A 15,184-nucleotide genomic window follows, 5' to 3' on the forward strand; every position below is an offset into this window, starting at 1 on the left:
GTGGCCGCCCCGTCAGCTCGCGGTGCTCTGGAGCATGCCCCGCACGGTGTCCCACAGCACGCCGGCGGTGCGGAAGGTGTCCATGGTGAGCGCGCTGTCGCGGAAGCGGACCTGGTAGTCCTCCTCCAGCGTGCCGAGGAGCTGGACCATGCCGAGCGAGTCCAGGCCGAGGTCCTTCAGGTCGGACTCCGGGGCCAGTTCCTCCTGCGGCGGGAGGAAGGGCAGGAAGGGGCGGAGTATCTGTTCGAACCGGTCGTCCCACATGGGGGCCTCCATCGAGTCGGGCGGGGTCAGGCGGCGCGGCTGGGGCGCCGGGGGGTCATCGCCAGCCGCGGCTGCGCGGCGACGACGTCGAAGTGACGGGTGGTGCAGGGCACCCGGCCGAAGAGGCTGTCGGGCCCGGCGACGCACAGGCGGCGGACGCCGGCCTCCTTCAGGGCCGTGGTGACGCTCGGCCAGTTCATCGGGTGGTCGAAGCCGTCGAGCAGCATGGTGCGCAGCTCCTCGCCGGTGCGCAGCAGCCGGCCGTCCTGGTCGGCGACGACGGGCAGCTCCGGATCGGCGAAGGAGTAGCGGGACACCACCTCGCGGGCGGCCTTGTCGCGCAGCGACCGGAACGCCGAGGCGTGCATGGGGGGCCGCATGGTGTACAGCGGGAGGCTGCCGATGGCGCGCAGCCGCTCCTCCATCCAGGCCACGCGGTGCTCGGACAGGGAGACCATGTAGAAGCCGTCGTCGATGTGGCAGGAGATCTCGTGCCACTCCCCCGCCTCGTCCAGCTCCGCGAGGACCGCGTCGAGGCCGTCGCGCGGGGCGCGGACGAAGGACAGGGTGACGATGTCCCGGTGCTCCGTGGCGAAGTACTCCTCCAGGCAGCGGGCGATCTCGGCGGTCAGCCGGACGGCGTCGGGCAGTTCCAGGGCGCCGGTGTAGGCGAGGGCGGCCTTCTCGCCGAAGCTGGGGCCGGCGACGATGTCCGGTTCCACGCCGAGGTGGTCCCGGGCCCAGTGGGCGCAGGCCAGGCAGTTGACGAAGAAGGCGACCTGGGCGGCCTCGGAGTAGTCGCCCGGGGCGGTCCGGAAGGCGTCCAAGAGGGAGTAGCCGAGGGCGTCGTCGGCGACGGCGACCAGCTCCCGGGCGATGGGGTTGGCCACCATGAACCTGCCCACCTCGGCGAACGGAACGGGTCCCATGCCGGGAAAGACCAGCGCGGTGTCGTGTGCCATGGCGGGATCCCCGCCCCCTTTCACGAGGCTCCAAAGCGTCACAGGCTCTTGAGGAAGTCGGTCATCACCGCGAGGAACCGCTCGGGTTCCTCCAGATGGGGAAGGTGGCTGGACTCCTCGAAGATCTCCCAGCGCGCTCCGGGGATCTCGTCGTGGTAGGGCTGGACGACCGCCGGGGTGGCCTCGTCGTGGCGGCCGCTGATCAGCAGGGTGGGGGTGCGGATCCGGTGCAGCTCGCCGACGATCGACCAGTCCTTCAGGGAGCCGATGACATGGAACTCGTTGGGGCCGTTCATCGCGTAGTAGACGGTCGGATCGTTGTAGATCTCCATGAAGGAGGACAGGAAGTCCCGGGGCCAGGGCGTCAGGCGGCACACGTGACGGTCGTAGAAGACCCGCATCGCCGCCAGGTACTCCTCGCTGTCGTACGTGCCGGCCGCCTCGTGCCGCAGCAGGGTCTCCTCCACCTCCGGCGGCAGTTCCGCGCGCAGCCGGGCCATCTCCTTCAGCCACATCGGGTAGGAGGCGGGCGCGTTGGCGACGACCAGTCCGCGCAGGCCGGGCGGGGCGGTCATGGCGTGCCGGGCGCACAGGGGGCCGCCCCAGGACTGGCCGAACAGCACGTAGTCGTCGGCGATCCCCAGCCGCTGGACGAGGTTGGCCAGTTCGTCCTCGAACAGCTGGACCGTCCAGAACCCGGGTTCCTTGCCGGGCAGATGGGTGGAGCCGCCGTTGCCGAGCTGGTCGTAGTGGACGACGGGCCAGCCGTCGTCGGCGAGGCGGGCGAGCGGCAGCAGGTAGTCGTGGGTGCTGCCGGGCCCGCCGTGCACGGCGACGAGGGCCGGCCGTCCCGCGCCGAGCTCACCGGTCACCCGGTACCAGGTCCGGTACTCCCCGAAGGGGACGGTGCCCTTCGCGCTGGCTTCCGGGGACACGCTGATCACCTCTGCTCGCTGCGGGACGTGGCGGTGGCCGGGACCAGGACACCGGCCGGGACGGGGAGAGCCGGGGCGCGGGGCGATCGCTGTCTCTGCCGTGGTCCGCAGCCGACGCTAACGGCCCCCGCGCCGCCACCAGACCCCTAACCGCCCCTAGGCGCAGCCCGGCGAACTGGGGGGCTCCCGGGGGGCGTTCCCCGCGGCGCCGGCGCCGGCAAGGCCCCGGCGGCACCGGCCGTACCCGGTCCGCCAGGGCCTGTCGTTGGGATCGTGCCGGGCTCGCGGACCCTGGCACCGCGCCCTGATCCGGCTCGATCAGGCCCTGGGTCGTGTCGTCGGACTCCCGCCGTCCGCCCGGAGGGCGGGCTCTGCGGCGTCAGGTGCGTGCTGTCGGCGTGCCGGGTGCTGACTCTCGTACTGGACGTACTCGGGTCGGGGCCCGGTGCGGCGAGAGTGCGTGCAGGGCGTCGTGGAACAGGCGGGAGTCCGACGACACGGCCTAGGGGCGGCTAGGGGTTGGGGTCCGTCGGCGTGGCTGCCTAGCGTGCCAGGGACGGCCGGCGGCGCCGCACCGGCGCCCGGCCGCGGACCCGCTGCGATGCCGGCGCGTCCCGTTCCCTCCCGTGTGAAGAGGACCTGATGACTGCACCTGCCGAACCGGCCGACGAGGCCGCGCTGCCCGAGTTCCCGATGCGGCGGGCCTGCCCCTTCAGCCCGCCGGCCGCCTACGCCGAGCTGCGCGAGACCGCGCCGGTCTCCCGGGCGCGGCTGAAGGTCGACGGCAAGCCCGCGTGGCTGGTCACCCGGCACGACCTGTACAAGAAGGTGCTGGGTGACGCGCGGGTCAGCGCGAACCTGAAGCTGCCCGGGTACCCCCTCCAGGTGCCGGTGCCGCAGGAGGTGCTCCAGTCGGTGCCGCTGACGTTCCTCTCCATGGACCCCCCGGACCACACGGTCCAGCGCCGCATGCTGGCTCCGGAGTTCAGCGTCCGGCGGATGCGCGAGCTGCGCGAACGGGTGCAGCAGATCGTGGACCAGCAGATCGACCAGATGCTCGCCAAGGGCGCGGACGGTCCGGTCGACCTGGTCACCGCCCTCGCCCTGCCGGTGCCCTCGCTGGTGATCTGCGAACTGCTCGGCGTGCCCTACGAGGACCACGGCCGGTTCGAGGAGTGGGCGTGGGCCATCATGAACCACGACATCAGCGAGGAGGACCGGGGCCGCGCCCACTACGAGCTGGACCGGTACGTGGACGGGCTGGTCACCGCCAAGGAGACCGAGCCGGGCGACGACATGATCAGCCGGCTGATCGAGTTCAACCGGCGGACCCCGGCGGTGGAGCACTCCGACATCGTCAGCATGTCCAAGCTGATGCTGGTCACCGGGCACGAGACGACCGCCAACATGATCGCGCTGGGGGTGCTGGCCCTGCTGGAGCACCCCGAGCAGCTCGCCGCCGTCCGCGCGGAGCCGGAGCTGATGCCCAAGGCGGTGGAGGAGCTGCTGCGCTTCTTCTCCATCTCCGACGCGGGCACCGCCCGGGTCGCCCTGGAGGACATCGAGCTGGGCGGGGTCACCATCCGCGCCGGCGAGGGCATCCTGCCGCTGAACAACGCCGCCGACCACGACGAACGCGTCTTCCCCGACCCCGACCGCCTGGACCTGCGGCGCGAGGCCCGCAGCCATCTGGCGTTCGGCTACGGCGTCCACCAGTGCATCGGCCAGAACCTGGCGCGCCTGGAGCTGGACGTCGTCTACACGACGCTGTTGCGGCGGGTCCCGACGCTGCGCCTGGCCGCGCCGGTGAAGGAGCTGCGGTTCAAGGACGACGCGATCGTCTACGGCCTGTACGAGCTGCCCGTCACCTGGTGACACCGCACCGCCTCTGTCCCCCCTGTTCCGGCACCGACTCCGTCCGAAAGGCAGCCATGTCCCAGTCAGCCGACGCCGCACCCGAGGCGGAGTCGCCGCTCCCGCGGTTCCCGATGCGACGCACCTGCCCGTTCAGCGAGCCGCGCGAGTACGCCGAGATGCGCGCGGACAACCCGGTCTCGCGCGCCGCCCTGAAGGTGAACGGCAAGCCGGCCTGGCTGGTCACCCGGCACGATCACGTCCGGCAGGTGCTGGGCGACAGCCGGGTGAGCTCCAATCTGAAACTGCCGGGCTATCCGCACCAGTTCCACATCCCCGAGGAGATGCTGGCGCAGATCCGGCTGATGATGCTGAACCTGGACCCGCCGGAGCACACCGCGCAACGCCGCATGCTCATACCGGAGTTCACCGCCCGCCGGGTGCGGGAACTGCGCCCGCGGATCCAGCAGATCGTGGACGAGCACGTGGACGCGATGCTGGCGGCGGGCGGCCCGGTGGACCTGGTCGCCGCCCTCGCCCTGCCGGTGCCCTCGCTGGTGATCTGCGAACTGCTCGGCGTGCCCTACGAGGACCACGCCCGGTTCGAGGAGTGGTCGGCGGCGATGATGAACCACGAGCTGAGCCCGGCGGAGTACGGGGCGGCGGTGCAGGCCCTGGACGCGTACCTCGACAAGCTCGTCACCCTGAAGGAGAACGAGCCCGGCGACGACCTCATCAGCCGCTTCCTGGAGAAGAACCGCACCGAGCGAATCGCCGACCACGCCGACGTGGTGACGATGGCACGGCTGATGCTGGTCGGGGGGCACGAGACGACGGCCAACATGATCGCCCTCGGGGTGCTGGCCCTCCTGCGGCACCCGGAGCAGATGGCCGCGCTGCGGGCCGACCCCGGCCTGCTTCCCAACGCCGTCGAGGAGTTGCTGCGGGTCTTCTCCATCTCCGACTCCGGCACCGCCCGGGTCGCGGCGGAGGACATCGAGGTCGGTGACATCACCATCCGCGCCGGCGAGGGCATCCTCGCCCTCAACAACGCGGCGAACCACGACGAGTCCGTCTTCCCCGACCCGGACACCCTCGACATCCGCCGCAAGGAGGCCCGCGGCCACCTGGCGTTCGGCTACGGCATCCACCAGTGCATCGGCGCCAACCTCGCCCGGGTGGAGCTGGAGGCCGTCTACGGCACGCTGGTGCGCCGCGTCCCCGGCCTCCGGCTGGCCGCCGAGCCGGACGAGCTGCGGTTCAAGGACGACGCCATGGTCTACGGCGTCTACGAACTCCCCGTCACCTGGTGACGGCCGACCCGAACGGAGCGCCCCTCATGCGTGTCACCACCGAACGCGCCCGGTGCGTGGGCTCTGGCCAGTGCGTGCTCCTCAGCCCCGAGGTGTTCGACCAGGACGACGACGGCCTGGTGACGGTCCTGCGGGAGGAGCCGGCCGAGGACCTGCGCGAGCAGGTCCTCGAGGCCGCCGACCTGTGCCCGTCGCGCACCATCCGCGTGCACGGCTGACACCCCGGCGAACGCGCTGGAGCCCCTTGCGGGTGACGCCCGCAAGGGGCTTCGGCGCTGCTTCCGCGTCCTCGCCGACGGCAGGGCGCACCGGTCCCCGGGCCGCGCGAACGCGGCGCCGTCCCCGGCCCGATGCCGCTGCCGCGCCCGGTCCCCGAGGACCTGCCTCACGCCCGCGCCGCCGTCTCCGCCAGCAGGCCGAGCACCTGCCGCTGATGGGACGTGAGGTAGAAGTGGCCGCCCCGGAACACATGGGACTCGAACGACGCGTCCGTGTGGCGTGACCAGGCGCGTGCCTCGTCCACGGTGACCTTGGGGTCGTCGTCGCCGACCAGGGCGACGACGGGGCACCGCAGGTTCGGCCCCGGCTCGTAGACGTAGGTCTCCGCGGCCCGGTAGTCGGCGCGGATCGCGGGCAGGGCCATGCGGATCAGTTCGACGTCGTCGAGGATCGCCGAGTCCGTCCCGCTCAGCCGCCGCATCTCCTCGACGAGCCCGTCGTCGTCGCGCAGATGGACGGATTCGCTGCGCGGGCAGGAGGGGGCGCGGCGGGCGGAGGCGAACAGCGCGTGCGCAACGACGCCGTGGTCGCGTTCCAGCCGGCGGGCCACCTCGAAGCCGAGGGTCGCTCCCATGCTGTGCCCGAAGAGGAGCAGCGGTCGGTCCGTCCACGGCAGCAGCACGGACGTGACCTGGTCGGCCAGCTCCTGGATGCTCTCGGCGCACGGCTCGGTGCGGCGGTCCTGGCGGCCCGGGTACTGCACGGCGAGCACGTCGACGGACGCCGGCATGCCCGCCGAGACCGGGTGGTAGAAGGTCGCCGAGCCACCCGCGTGCGGCAGGCACACCAGTCTGACCGCCGCGTCGGGGCGGGGGTGGTAGCGGCGTATCCAGAGACGGTCGTGCTCCGTGAGCGTGGTCATGGGGCGGGCGTATCCCTTCCTGGCGGTGGCCGCGCGGCGCGGGGACGCGGCCGGGCCCCAGCAGTCTCACGCGCGCGGGGTACGGCGGGCCACCCCTACCCGCCCCAACCGCGTTGCACCGCTCAGGCGTTGAGGTAGGCGAGCACCGCGAGCACCCGGCGGTTGCTGTCGCTCGACGGCGGCAGCGTCAGCTTGGTGAAGATGTTGGAGATGTGCTTCGCCGCCGCGCCCTCGGTGACGGTGAGCCGCTGGGCGATCGCCGTGTTGGAGCAGCCCTCGGCCATGAGCTCCAGCACCTCCCGTTCCCGCGCGGTGAGCGCGGCCAGTGGCTGGTCCCGGGAGTGACTGGTCATCAGCTGGGCGACCACGGCGGGGTCCATGGCCGTACCGCCGGCCGCGACCCGGCGTACGGCGTCGATGAACTGCTCGTCGTCCAGGACGCTGTCCTTCAGCAGATAGCCGATGCCTCCGGTGCCGTCCGCCAGCAGCTCGCGGGCGTACATCTGCTCGACGTGCTGGGAGAGGACGAGGATCGGCAGGCCCGGCTGCTCCCGGCGGGCCCGCAGGGCGGCCTGGAGGCCCTCGGTGGTGAAGGTGGGCGGCAGCCGTACGTCGACGATCGCCACGTCGGGCCGGTGCTGGGCGAGCGCCGCGGCGAGGTCCGTGCCGTTGTCGACCGCCGCGGCCACCTCGCATCCGTACGCCTCCAGCAGTTGGATGATCCCCTGCCTCAGGAGGAAGAGGTCTTCGGCGAGGACAACGCGCACGGCAGCTCCATCTTGATCACGGTCGGACCGCCCGGAGGGCTGTTGATCTCCAGGGTCCCGTCAAAGGATGCCAGCCGCCGCCGGATGCCCGCGAGGCCGCTCCCGGCCGACGCGTCGGCGCCGCCGCGGCCGTCATCGGTGACGCGGGCGTGCAGGGTGTCGTCCTCGCACCAGGCGACGATCTCCACGCACCGCGCGTCGGCGTGCTTGAGGGCGTTGGTGAGCAGCTCGGAGACCGCGAAGTAGACGGCGGACTCGACCGGGTCGGGCAGCCGGCAGGGAAGGTCCACCACCGCGGTGACGTCGAGCGGGCTGGCCAGGCCCAGCGCGCGCAGGGCGTCGGCCAGGCCGCGTTCGGCGAGGACCGGCGGATGGATGCCGTGGACCAGGTCGCGCAGTTCGCGCAGGGCCTGCACGGACGAGGTGCGGGCCTGCCGCAGCAGCAGGCGGGCCTCCTCGGGTTCCTGGTTCATCTTACGGTCCACGGCGCCGAGTTGGAGGCCCAGGCTGACCAGCCGGGCCTGTGCGCCGTCGTGCAGGTCGCGTTCGATGCGGCGCAGTTCGGCGGCCTGGATGTCGAGGGCCCCGGAGCGGGTCTCGGACAGGTGCTGTACCCGTACGGCGAGTCGGGAGCCGCGGGTCGGGCCGAGCAGGAACCGGACGAAGTAGGCGTACCCCTTGAGCACCGGCGGGCCGAGGAACAGCCAGCCGGTGAGCACGACGAGCGCCAGCAGACCGGCGGCGAGGGCGGCCGGCCAGCTGTCGACGGTGACGAAGGCGTACCAGCGGCCCTGTCCGTCGTGCGCGAGGGGCCGCCACAGGCCGCAGGCCAGGAACAGTCCCTCCCCCGCGTAGTAGAGCAGTGCGGCCGGCACGAAACCGGCGAGTCCGACCACGCAGTTGAGCAGGAGCCACAGCAGGTCCCGCCAGGTCGCGGGGTCGGCGAGGATCCACTTGCAGCGGCGCATCCAGCCGACGATGTCCTTCTCGATCTCCTCCGGTTCGGGCCGGTAGGGCCGCTCCACCGGGACGCCGGAGCGTGCGGCCGCCCGCCGGTTGAGATCGCACAGCCGGCGCACGGCCCGGGTCAGGTAGGGCAGTGCGAGAAAGCCGATGCCGATCAGGCACAGGACGATGAAGTAGGTGGTGGTGACGAAGAGGACGATCGACAGCAGGGCTCCGGTGGCGACGGCCACGCCGACCAGGGTGTCCAGGGTGGCGCGGCGGAGCCGGCCGCGCCACGTGACCGGCACAGTCTTCATGTCCTCATGCTCCCATCCCGGCCCGCCGGTCAGGGAGGGGCCGCCCCCGCTCGGGGGTAGCGGGGACGGCCCGGCCAGGGGGTGGGTCACGCGGCCTTCACCATGTCCACGGCGGGGTTGCGCATACCGCGCCAGGAGGGCAGCAGGGTGGCGCCGAAGACCAGCAGCACGGACCCGCCGACGATGGCGAGGTAGATGCCGATGGACCCGGACGGCAGGTAGGAGTCGCTCTTGACGAGGCTGTAGGGGACGATCGTCATCGCGGAGGCGAGGGTGCCGAGGACGGTGGCGACGATCCCGATCAGCACGCCCTCGACGGCCAGCATGCCGATCACCTGGGCGCGGGTGGCGCCGGTGAGCCGCTGGAGGCCGAACTCGGCACGCCGTTTGCGGGTGACGGACACCAGGGTGTTGACGACGGTGATCGCGGCGTACCCGACGATCATGGCGACGATGGTGTAGTTCGCGGACACCAGGATCTGCTGGATCTGGTTGTTCCGGCCGGCCAGGGAGGAGCTGTCGTCCAGTTCGGTGCCGGGCACCCGGGCGGCCAGCGCGGCGAGGCGGCCGTGGACCTCGGCGCCGCCGCCGCGCGCGGCGCGGACCAGGATCTGGTGCGGCAGCCCGTCACCGGTGTGCGGGGCGAGGGCCGCCGCGGGCAGCGTCAGGTACTGCTGCTTGGGGTTGTCGGTGTAGAGGGCCACGACGACCGGGCGTACGGCGGTGCCGTCGCCGAGGTGCATCGGCAGCCGGTCGCCGACCCGCACGCCGTACGCGCGGGCCTTCTTGTCGGACAGGGCCACCGTGTCGCCGTGCAGGCCGCCGAGCGAGCCGGCGACGACGGGGAGGTCCAGGCTCTGGCGTACCCCGTCGGCGGAGACGCCGCGCAGGTCGACGTCGGCCGGGCCGTCCGGGCGGTCCACGAAGCCGCGGCCGGTGACGAACTCGGAGGCCGCGGCCACCCCGGGCGTGGCGCGGACCCTGTCGACGACGCCGGGCGCGAATCCGCCGGTCCTGGAGTCGAGGACGTAGTCGGCGAGGATGTTGCGGTCGTAGGAGGTCCGGGAGACGTGGTCCTCGGTGGACTGCATGTACAGGGTGCCCGTGGCGATGCCGATGAGCAGGACGATCGGCGCGACGGCGCCCGCCATGCGGACGTTGGCGGTGGCGGCGTTGCGCAGTGCGAGGTGGCCGGAGAGCCCGGACAGCAGCCGGACGGGCAGCCGGAGCAGCGCCACCAGGGCCTTGGTGAGACCGGGCGCGAGCAGGGTGAGGCCGATACCGAACAGCACGGAGGCGGGTCCGGCGGTGCTGGCGAGGGTGGGCCCGTCCTCCATCACGGTGGCGGTGGCGACGGCCAGGCCGATGCCGTTGGCGAGGAAGAACAGCGCGAGCAGCAGCCGGGGCACGCTGAACCAGTGCGTGCCGGCGGTGGCTTCGGCCGCAGCGGCGACCGGTTCGGTGCGGGCGGCCCGGCGTCCGGCGAACCGGGTGGCGCCGGCCGCCGCGAGGACGGTGACGGCCGCTCCGACCGCCATCGGCATCCAGCCGGCGTGGTAGACGATCGCCGACGACACCACGCCGCTGCCGGTCAGCACCCCGAACAGCAGTCGCCCGACGGCGTATCCGGGCAGCAGGGCGAGCAGTACGGATCCCACCGACAGCACGGCCGTCTCGGTGAGGATCATCCGGCGCAGCTGCTCGGGGGTGGCGCCGACGGCGCGCAGCAGGGCCATCTCGCGGGCGCGCTGCTGGAGGGAGAGGCCGAGGGTGGAGGCGACGCCGAACATCACGATCAGCACGACCGACGAGCCGAAGACCGCCGCGAGGATGACGACGGTGCGCCGGCTGGCGAGGGTGCCGGGCAGCTCGGCCAGCCCCCGGCGCTCGCCGGTGAGCACCTCGGCGCGGTCACCGACGGTGGCGCGCACCGCGTCCGCGACGGCGGTGACGCTCGTGCCCGGTGCGGGCAGCACGCCGATGGAGTCGATCCGGCCGCCCCCGAGGGCGCGTGCCTCGTCGTCCGTGAAGAACACGGCCGCGTCGGGGTTGTGGTCGCCGCGCTGCTCGGCGATGCCGCTGATCCGGAACCGCCGGGCGGTGCCCCGGACGACGATGTCGACCGAGGACCCCGGGCGGGCGCCGGCCCGCCGGGCGAGTCCGGCATCGAGAACGGCCTCGCCGCCGGCGACGGGGGTTTTACCGGCGGCGAGGGTATAGGGGGTGAGCCGGGCGCTCGCCCAGCCGTGGCCGTACGAGGCGGACTCGCCGGTCACCGGCCTGCCGTCCTTGAGGACGGTGGCCGGGAACGACACGTCGGCGACGGCCGTGCGCACACCGTCGGTCCCGGCCACCTCGCCGGCCAGGCCGGCGTCGATGCGGTGCCGCTCCGTCAGTGCGCCGGAGTCGTAGGTCTGTTCACCGGTGACGACGACCGGGGCGCCGCTCAGGCGCTGCGGGTCGGCCGCCATGCGGACGCCCGTCTCCATGAGGCCGCCGCAGCCGATGACGATGGCGGCGCCCAGGAACATGGCGAGGAAGGTCGCGACGAAGCTCGTCCTGCGGAACTTCAGGGTACGCAGTGCCAGGCGCCACATCAGTATCGTCCCCCCGAGTGCTGCGGCGCGCTCTGCCGGTGGCCGTCGTCCTCCCAGGCGCCGAGCCTGGTCATGCGGGCGGCGACCGCGTCGGCCGTCGGCCGGAGCAGTTCGCCGGCGAAGGTGCCGTCGGCGAGGAAGACCACGCGGTCGGCGTGGGAGGCCGCGACCGGGTCGTGGGTGACCATGACGAGCGTCTGGCGGGCGGTGTCGACGGACTCGCGCAGCAGGCCGAGCACGGAGGCGGCGGTGCGGGTGTCCAGGGCGCCGGTGGGCTCGTCGGCGAAGACCACGGCGGGGCGGGTCACCAGGGCGCGGGCGATGGCGACGCGCTGCTGCTGGCCGCCGGAGAGTTCGGACGGCAGGTGGCCGAGCCGGTCGCCCAGGCCCACGCGCTGGACGACGGTGCGGATCAGGCTCTTGTCGGGGCGCTGTCCGGCCAGTTGCAGCGGCAGCGTGATGTTCTGCATGACGGTCAGCGCGGGCAGCAGGTTGAAGGACTGGAAGATGAAACCGATCCGGTCGCGGCGCAGCTTGGTGAGCTGGGTGTCGTCCAGGCCGGCGAGGTCGGTGCCGCCGACGGTGACCGTGCCGGAGGTGGGCTGGACCAGTCCGGCGGCGCAGTGCAGGAAGGTGCTCTTGCCGGATCCGGACGGGCCCATCACCGCGGTGAAGGTGCCGTCGGCGAAGCTCATGCTGAGCCCGCGGAGTGCGGCCACCTGGCTGTCTCCTCGCCCGTAGGTCTTCGACACGGCGTCCAGCCGTACCGCCTCCGTACGACGGAGGTCCTGTGAAGTGTGCACTCGGGGCTCCCCTAAGAGATGACGCGCCTCTCACGCGGTGTCTGCGGACCACTTTAGGAACGCCGCGGCCGCGGCACATTGGCATTGACCGGCCGGTTCGAGGTAGAGGTTTCTCTACCTCTGCGGGCCAGGTTCCGGCAGGTTCCCGGTGGAATTCATGCAGCGGTGTCACCACCGTGTCCGGATATCTGACTCCCCTGCGAAAGGGCCGATTGCCACCCGTGTCCCGGGGCGTTGCTGCGGGTACGGTCGAAGCCGACCGAAGAATCCACGGAAGATGGGAAGTCGTATGGCCAGGAGGCCTGACCCCGAGCTGACCGCACATGTCCGGCCCGACGGTTATCTGGAGCTGTTCTCACAGCGCACCGGGAAGCGGCACCAGTGCGGCCCACGTGGCACGACGATGTGGCTGGCGCTCCGGCGCAGCGACTGGCGACCGGAATTGGCCGCGGATGAAATCGCCTTGCGATTAGGTGTCGACCCGGACAGTGTCCGATGTGATATTCAGGCATGGTTGGCGCATTTCCATGAGGCCGGCGAGTAAGCGAAATGCGCGGCGCGGGCGGCTTTTCAGCCGCCCGCGCCGGAACACGTGCGATACCCGTTCCCCGTCCGGGGATCGCCGGCTCGGGGAGTACGGGCTCAGGCGGACCGGGCCGCCGGTGATGCCGTCAGCCAGGACTCGACCGCCTCGGCGGTGGCCGCCGCGAAGTCCTCCAGCAGCGTGAAGTGCGTGCCGGGCACCTCGGCCGGCTGGTGCTCCACCGGCCAGACCGCGCGCCAGTCGTCGGTGCCGGTGGCGAAGGACTCGGTGGGCCGCACGAACAGCACGGGTGCGGTCAGGGCGCCCGGCAGGCAGTGCTGGATCAGGTCGCTGTAGCGGCTCATCGCGGCGAGGCGGGCGGTGCCGAAGCCGCCGAGGGACGACTCGCGGTCCAGCATGCCGTCGAACATCTGCCGCCACAGCTCGTCCTTGCCGTCCTCCCCGGGCAGATAGGTGTCCAGCAGCACCACCCCCGAGGCCGGCTGTCCGGCCTTCTCCATGAGCTCGGCCGCCGCGTGGGCGAACTGGCCGCCGGAGGAGTACCCGACGAGCACGTACGGCCGCTCGTCCGGGCAGGCCCGGCGGATGCCCTCGACGACCACCTCCAGCACCGCGTCCACGGAGCGCGGCAGTGCCTCGCCGGGGCCGAAGCCGGGCATCGCGGGCACCAGGACCTCCCGGCGGCCCTGGAAGTGCCGGGCGAAACGGGCGTACTGGTGGGCGCCGCCGAGCGCCATGGGCGAGGGCAGGCAGACGAGCCGCGGGGAGGCGTCGCCGGCGGCCAGCCGCACCGGATCGGTGATACCGCCGGTCTCGGCCAGGGAGGAGAAGCCGGGGAGGATGCCGGCGACCGTGCGCAGCAGCTCGATGGCCTGCGCCATCCGCCCGTCGGCCGCCGCGCGCCGCACCAGCCCGCCGACCGATTCGAGGTCGTCGGCGCCGGCCGGGTCCGTGACGCCGCCGGCCAGGTGTCCGCGCAGGACGGCCGCGAGGGCGGCCGGGGTGCGGTGGTCGAAGACGGCACCGGCCGGCAGGGTGGTGCCCAGTGCGGTGCCGAGGGCGCCGCGGAGTTCGGCGGCGGAGACGGAGTCCATGCCGATCTCCAGGAAGACGGCGTCGGGCTCGACGGCCTCCGGTCCGGCGTGGCCGAGGATCGCGGCGGTCTGGGCCCGGACCACGTCGGTCAGCAGAGCCTCCTGTTCGGCCGGCGGGGCATCGGCCAGCCGCTGCCGCAGCGGCTCGGTGTCCGCGGGGAAGGTCGCGGCGGGGCGCACGGGCTCGGCCGGGAGGCCGGTGGTGAGGGCCACGTCCGCGTTCAGCCAGTACCGGTCGCGCCGGAAGGCGTAGGTGGGCAGTTCGGCGCGGGCCGTACCGGGAAAGAGCGCGGCCCAGTCGGGGGTGAGGCCGTCGGCGTACAGCCGGGCGAGGCCCGCCATGAGGGTCGTGGGTTCGCTGCCGTGGCGCCGGCCGAGAGCGACGAAGAGGGCGCCGTCGGCGTCCGCGCACGCGCGGGCGAGGCCGGTGAGGACGGCGTCGGGGCCGAGTTCCACGAAGCGGCCGGCGCCCGCGGCGGTGAGGGCGGCGACGGCGTCGGCGAACCGGACCGTCTCCCGGACGTGCCGCACCCAGTAGCGGGGGTCGCACAGCTCGTCCTCGGCGGGGCGGCCGGTGAGGGTGGACACCAGCGGGATGCGCGGCACGTGGAAGGCCAGCTTCTCGGCCACGGCCCCGAACTCGTCGAGCATGTCCTCCATCAGGGGTGAGTGGAAGGCGTGCGAGGCGGTGAGCCGCTTGGCCTTCGCGAAGCCCTCCGCGGCGGCGAGCACCGCCGCCTCCTCGCCGGAGAGGACCACCGAGGACGGCCCGTTGACCGCGGCGAGTCCGACCCGGTCGTCCAGCAGCGGCCGTACCTCGTCCTCGCCGGCCTGTACGGCGATCATCGCGCCGCCTTCCGGCAGCGCCTGCATCAGCCGGCCGCGGGCGGCGACCAGCGTGCAGGCGTCGTCCAGGCCGAGGACGCCCGCGACATGGGCGGCGGCGATCTCCCCGACGGAGTGACCGGCCAGGACGTCGGGCCGTACACCGAAGGACTCCAGCAGCCGGAACAGGGCGACCTCGAACGCGAACAGCGCCGACTGCGCGTACCGGGTGCGGTGGATCGCGCCGGTGTCGTCGCCGGCCAGCACCCCGGCCAGGTCCAGGCCGAGCCGGGCGTCGATCGCGTCGAAGGCGGCGGCGAACACCGGGTAGCGGGCGCGCAGTTCCAGGCCCATGCCGAGGCGCTGGGCGCCCTGCCCGGTGAACAGGAAGGCGGTACGGGTGCCGGTCCGGGCCCGGCCGGTGGCGGCCGTGGGTGGGGGCGCCCCGGCGGCGAGGGCACGCAGGGCGGCCAGCAGTTCCTCCCGGTCGGTGCCGGTGACGGCGGCGCGGTGGCCGAAGGCGGTGCGCCGGGTGCCGAGCGCCCGGGCGACGGCCGCCGGGTGCAGCTCGGGCCGGTCCGCCAGGAACGTGTGCAGCCGCTCGGCCTGGGCGGGGAGGGCCTGGGCGGAGCGTGCGGACAGGGGCCATACGACGGCGGGAGCGTCCGCTTCGGTGTCCGCCGGGTCCGCCGGGTCCGCCACGGGCGGCTCCTCGATGATGACGTGGGCGTTGGTGCCGCTGATGCCGAAGGAGGAGACGCCCGCCCGGCGCGGACGCTCCGTCGCCGGCCAGTCCCGCTCCTCGGTCAGCAGCCGTACCCGC

12 protein-coding genes are annotated in these 15,184 nt (G+C 73.0%); 3 read left to right on the top strand and 9 right to left on the bottom strand.

The genetic code is table 11. The features are described 5' to 3' along the window. Window positions 1-12: 12 nt before the first annotated feature. From ABZ117_RS32810 to ABZ117_RS32820, 3 genes are read right to left on the bottom strand one after another with little or no spacing between them, the layout of a single operon-like run. Window positions 13-264 carry a phosphopantetheine-binding protein gene (locus ABZ117_RS32810; RefSeq protein ID WP_356826191.1) on the bottom strand — a complete coding sequence of 84 codons (252 nt, stop codon included), beginning with the start codon at window positions 262-264 and terminating at the stop codon, window positions 13-15. A gap of 26 nt (window positions 265-290) precedes the next feature. Further along, window positions 291-1,226 carry an acyltransferase domain-containing protein gene (locus tag ABZ117_RS32815; protein WP_356826193.1) on the bottom strand — a complete coding sequence of 312 codons (936 nt, stop codon included), beginning with the start codon at window positions 1,224-1,226 and terminating at the stop codon, window positions 291-293. Between the two features lie 38 nt (window positions 1,227-1,264). Beyond that, window positions 1,265-2,161: a proline iminopeptidase-family hydrolase gene (locus ABZ117_RS32820; protein WP_356826195.1), complete on the bottom strand. Its 897-nt coding sequence runs from the start codon at window positions 2,159-2,161 to the stop codon at window positions 1,265-1,267. Window positions 2,162-2,803: 642 nt separating this feature from the next. Between ABZ117_RS32820 and ABZ117_RS32825 the strand changes: the two genes are divergently transcribed. The 3 genes from ABZ117_RS32825 to ABZ117_RS32835 are packed head-to-tail and all read left to right on the top strand — an operon-like array spanning window position 2,804 to window position 5,546. Continuing rightward, window positions 2,804-4,036, top strand: coding sequence for a cytochrome P450 (locus ABZ117_RS32825; RefSeq protein ID WP_356826197.1), 1,233 nt, complete (start codon window positions 2,804-2,806; stop codon window positions 4,034-4,036). 56 nt (window positions 4,037-4,092) lie between these two features. After that, a complete protein-coding gene (locus ABZ117_RS32830; RefSeq protein WP_356826199.1) occupies window positions 4,093-5,328 on the top strand; it encodes a cytochrome P450 in 1,236 nt (411 codons plus the stop codon). Between the two features lie 26 nt (window positions 5,329-5,354). After that, window positions 5,355-5,546 (top strand): ferredoxin, encoded by a 192-nt coding sequence (locus tag ABZ117_RS32835; RefSeq protein WP_356826201.1) that lies wholly within the window; start codon window positions 5,355-5,357, stop codon window positions 5,544-5,546. A gap of 167 nt (window positions 5,547-5,713) precedes the next feature. Here ABZ117_RS32835 and ABZ117_RS32840 read toward each other — a convergent pair whose 3' ends face one another. From ABZ117_RS32840 to ABZ117_RS32865, 6 genes are all read right to left on the bottom strand, one after another. Next, the gene (locus ABZ117_RS32840; protein WP_356826203.1) at window positions 5,714-6,469 is read right to left on the bottom strand and encodes an alpha/beta fold hydrolase; all 756 of its coding nucleotides are present in this window, start codon (window positions 6,467-6,469) and stop codon (window positions 5,714-5,716) included. Window positions 6,470-6,591: 122 nt separating this feature from the next. Next, window positions 6,592-7,236 (bottom strand): response regulator transcription factor, encoded by a 645-nt coding sequence (locus ABZ117_RS32845; protein WP_356826205.1) that lies wholly within the window; start codon window positions 7,234-7,236, stop codon window positions 6,592-6,594. After that, window positions 7,200-8,498, bottom strand: coding sequence for a sensor domain-containing protein (locus ABZ117_RS32850; protein ID WP_356826207.1), 1,299 nt, complete (start codon window positions 8,496-8,498; stop codon window positions 7,200-7,202). Before ABZ117_RS32850 ends, ABZ117_RS32845 begins: the two co-directional genes overlap by 37 nt. Window positions 8,499-8,584: 86 nt before the next feature. Further along, window positions 8,585-11,095: an FtsX-like permease family protein gene (locus ABZ117_RS32855; protein ID WP_356826209.1), complete on the bottom strand. Its 2,511-nt coding sequence runs from the start codon at window positions 11,093-11,095 to the stop codon at window positions 8,585-8,587. Further along, complete coding sequence (locus ABZ117_RS32860) at window positions 11,095-11,898, bottom strand: ABC transporter ATP-binding protein (RefSeq protein ID WP_356826211.1); 804 nt, start codon at window positions 11,896-11,898, stop codon at window positions 11,095-11,097. Before ABZ117_RS32860 ends, ABZ117_RS32855 begins: the two co-directional genes overlap by 1 nt. A 642-nt stretch (window positions 11,899-12,540) precedes the next feature. Then, a partial coding sequence (locus ABZ117_RS32865; protein ID WP_356826213.1) for an alpha/beta fold hydrolase occupies window positions 12,541-15,184 on the bottom strand: 2,644 nt, incomplete at its 5' end.

This window comes from Streptomyces sp. NPDC006309, from assembly GCF_040613095.1.
Lineage (GTDB): Bacteria > Actinomycetota > Actinomycetes > Streptomycetales > Streptomycetaceae > Streptomyces.

Excerpts from the sequence above, each read along its gene's own strand:
- ABZ117_RS32810 (WP_356826191.1), bottom strand. The coding sequence starts at position 264 with ATGTGGGACGACCGGTTCGAACAGATACTCCGCCCCTTCCTGCCCTTC.
- ABZ117_RS32815 (WP_356826193.1), bottom strand. The coding sequence starts at position 1,226 with ATGGCACACGACACCGCGCTGGTCTTTCCCGGCATGGGACCCGTTCCG.
- ABZ117_RS32825 (WP_356826197.1), top strand. The coding sequence starts at position 2,804 with ATGACTGCACCTGCCGAACCGGCCGACGAGGCCGCGCTGCCCGAGTTC.
- ABZ117_RS32830 (WP_356826199.1), top strand. The coding sequence starts at position 4,093 with ATGTCCCAGTCAGCCGACGCCGCACCCGAGGCGGAGTCGCCGCTCCCG.
- ABZ117_RS32835 (WP_356826201.1), top strand. The coding sequence starts at position 5,355 with ATGCGTGTCACCACCGAACGCGCCCGGTGCGTGGGCTCTGGCCAGTGC.
- ABZ117_RS32840 (WP_356826203.1), bottom strand. The coding sequence starts at position 6,469 with ATGACCACGCTCACGGAGCACGACCGTCTCTGGATACGCCGCTACCAC.
- ABZ117_RS32850 (WP_356826207.1), bottom strand. The coding sequence starts at position 8,498 with ATGAAGACTGTGCCGGTCACGTGGCGCGGCCGGCTCCGCCGCGCCACC.
- ABZ117_RS32855 (WP_356826209.1), bottom strand. The coding sequence starts at position 11,095 with ATGTGGCGCCTGGCACTGCGTACCCTGAAGTTCCGCAGGACGAGCTTC.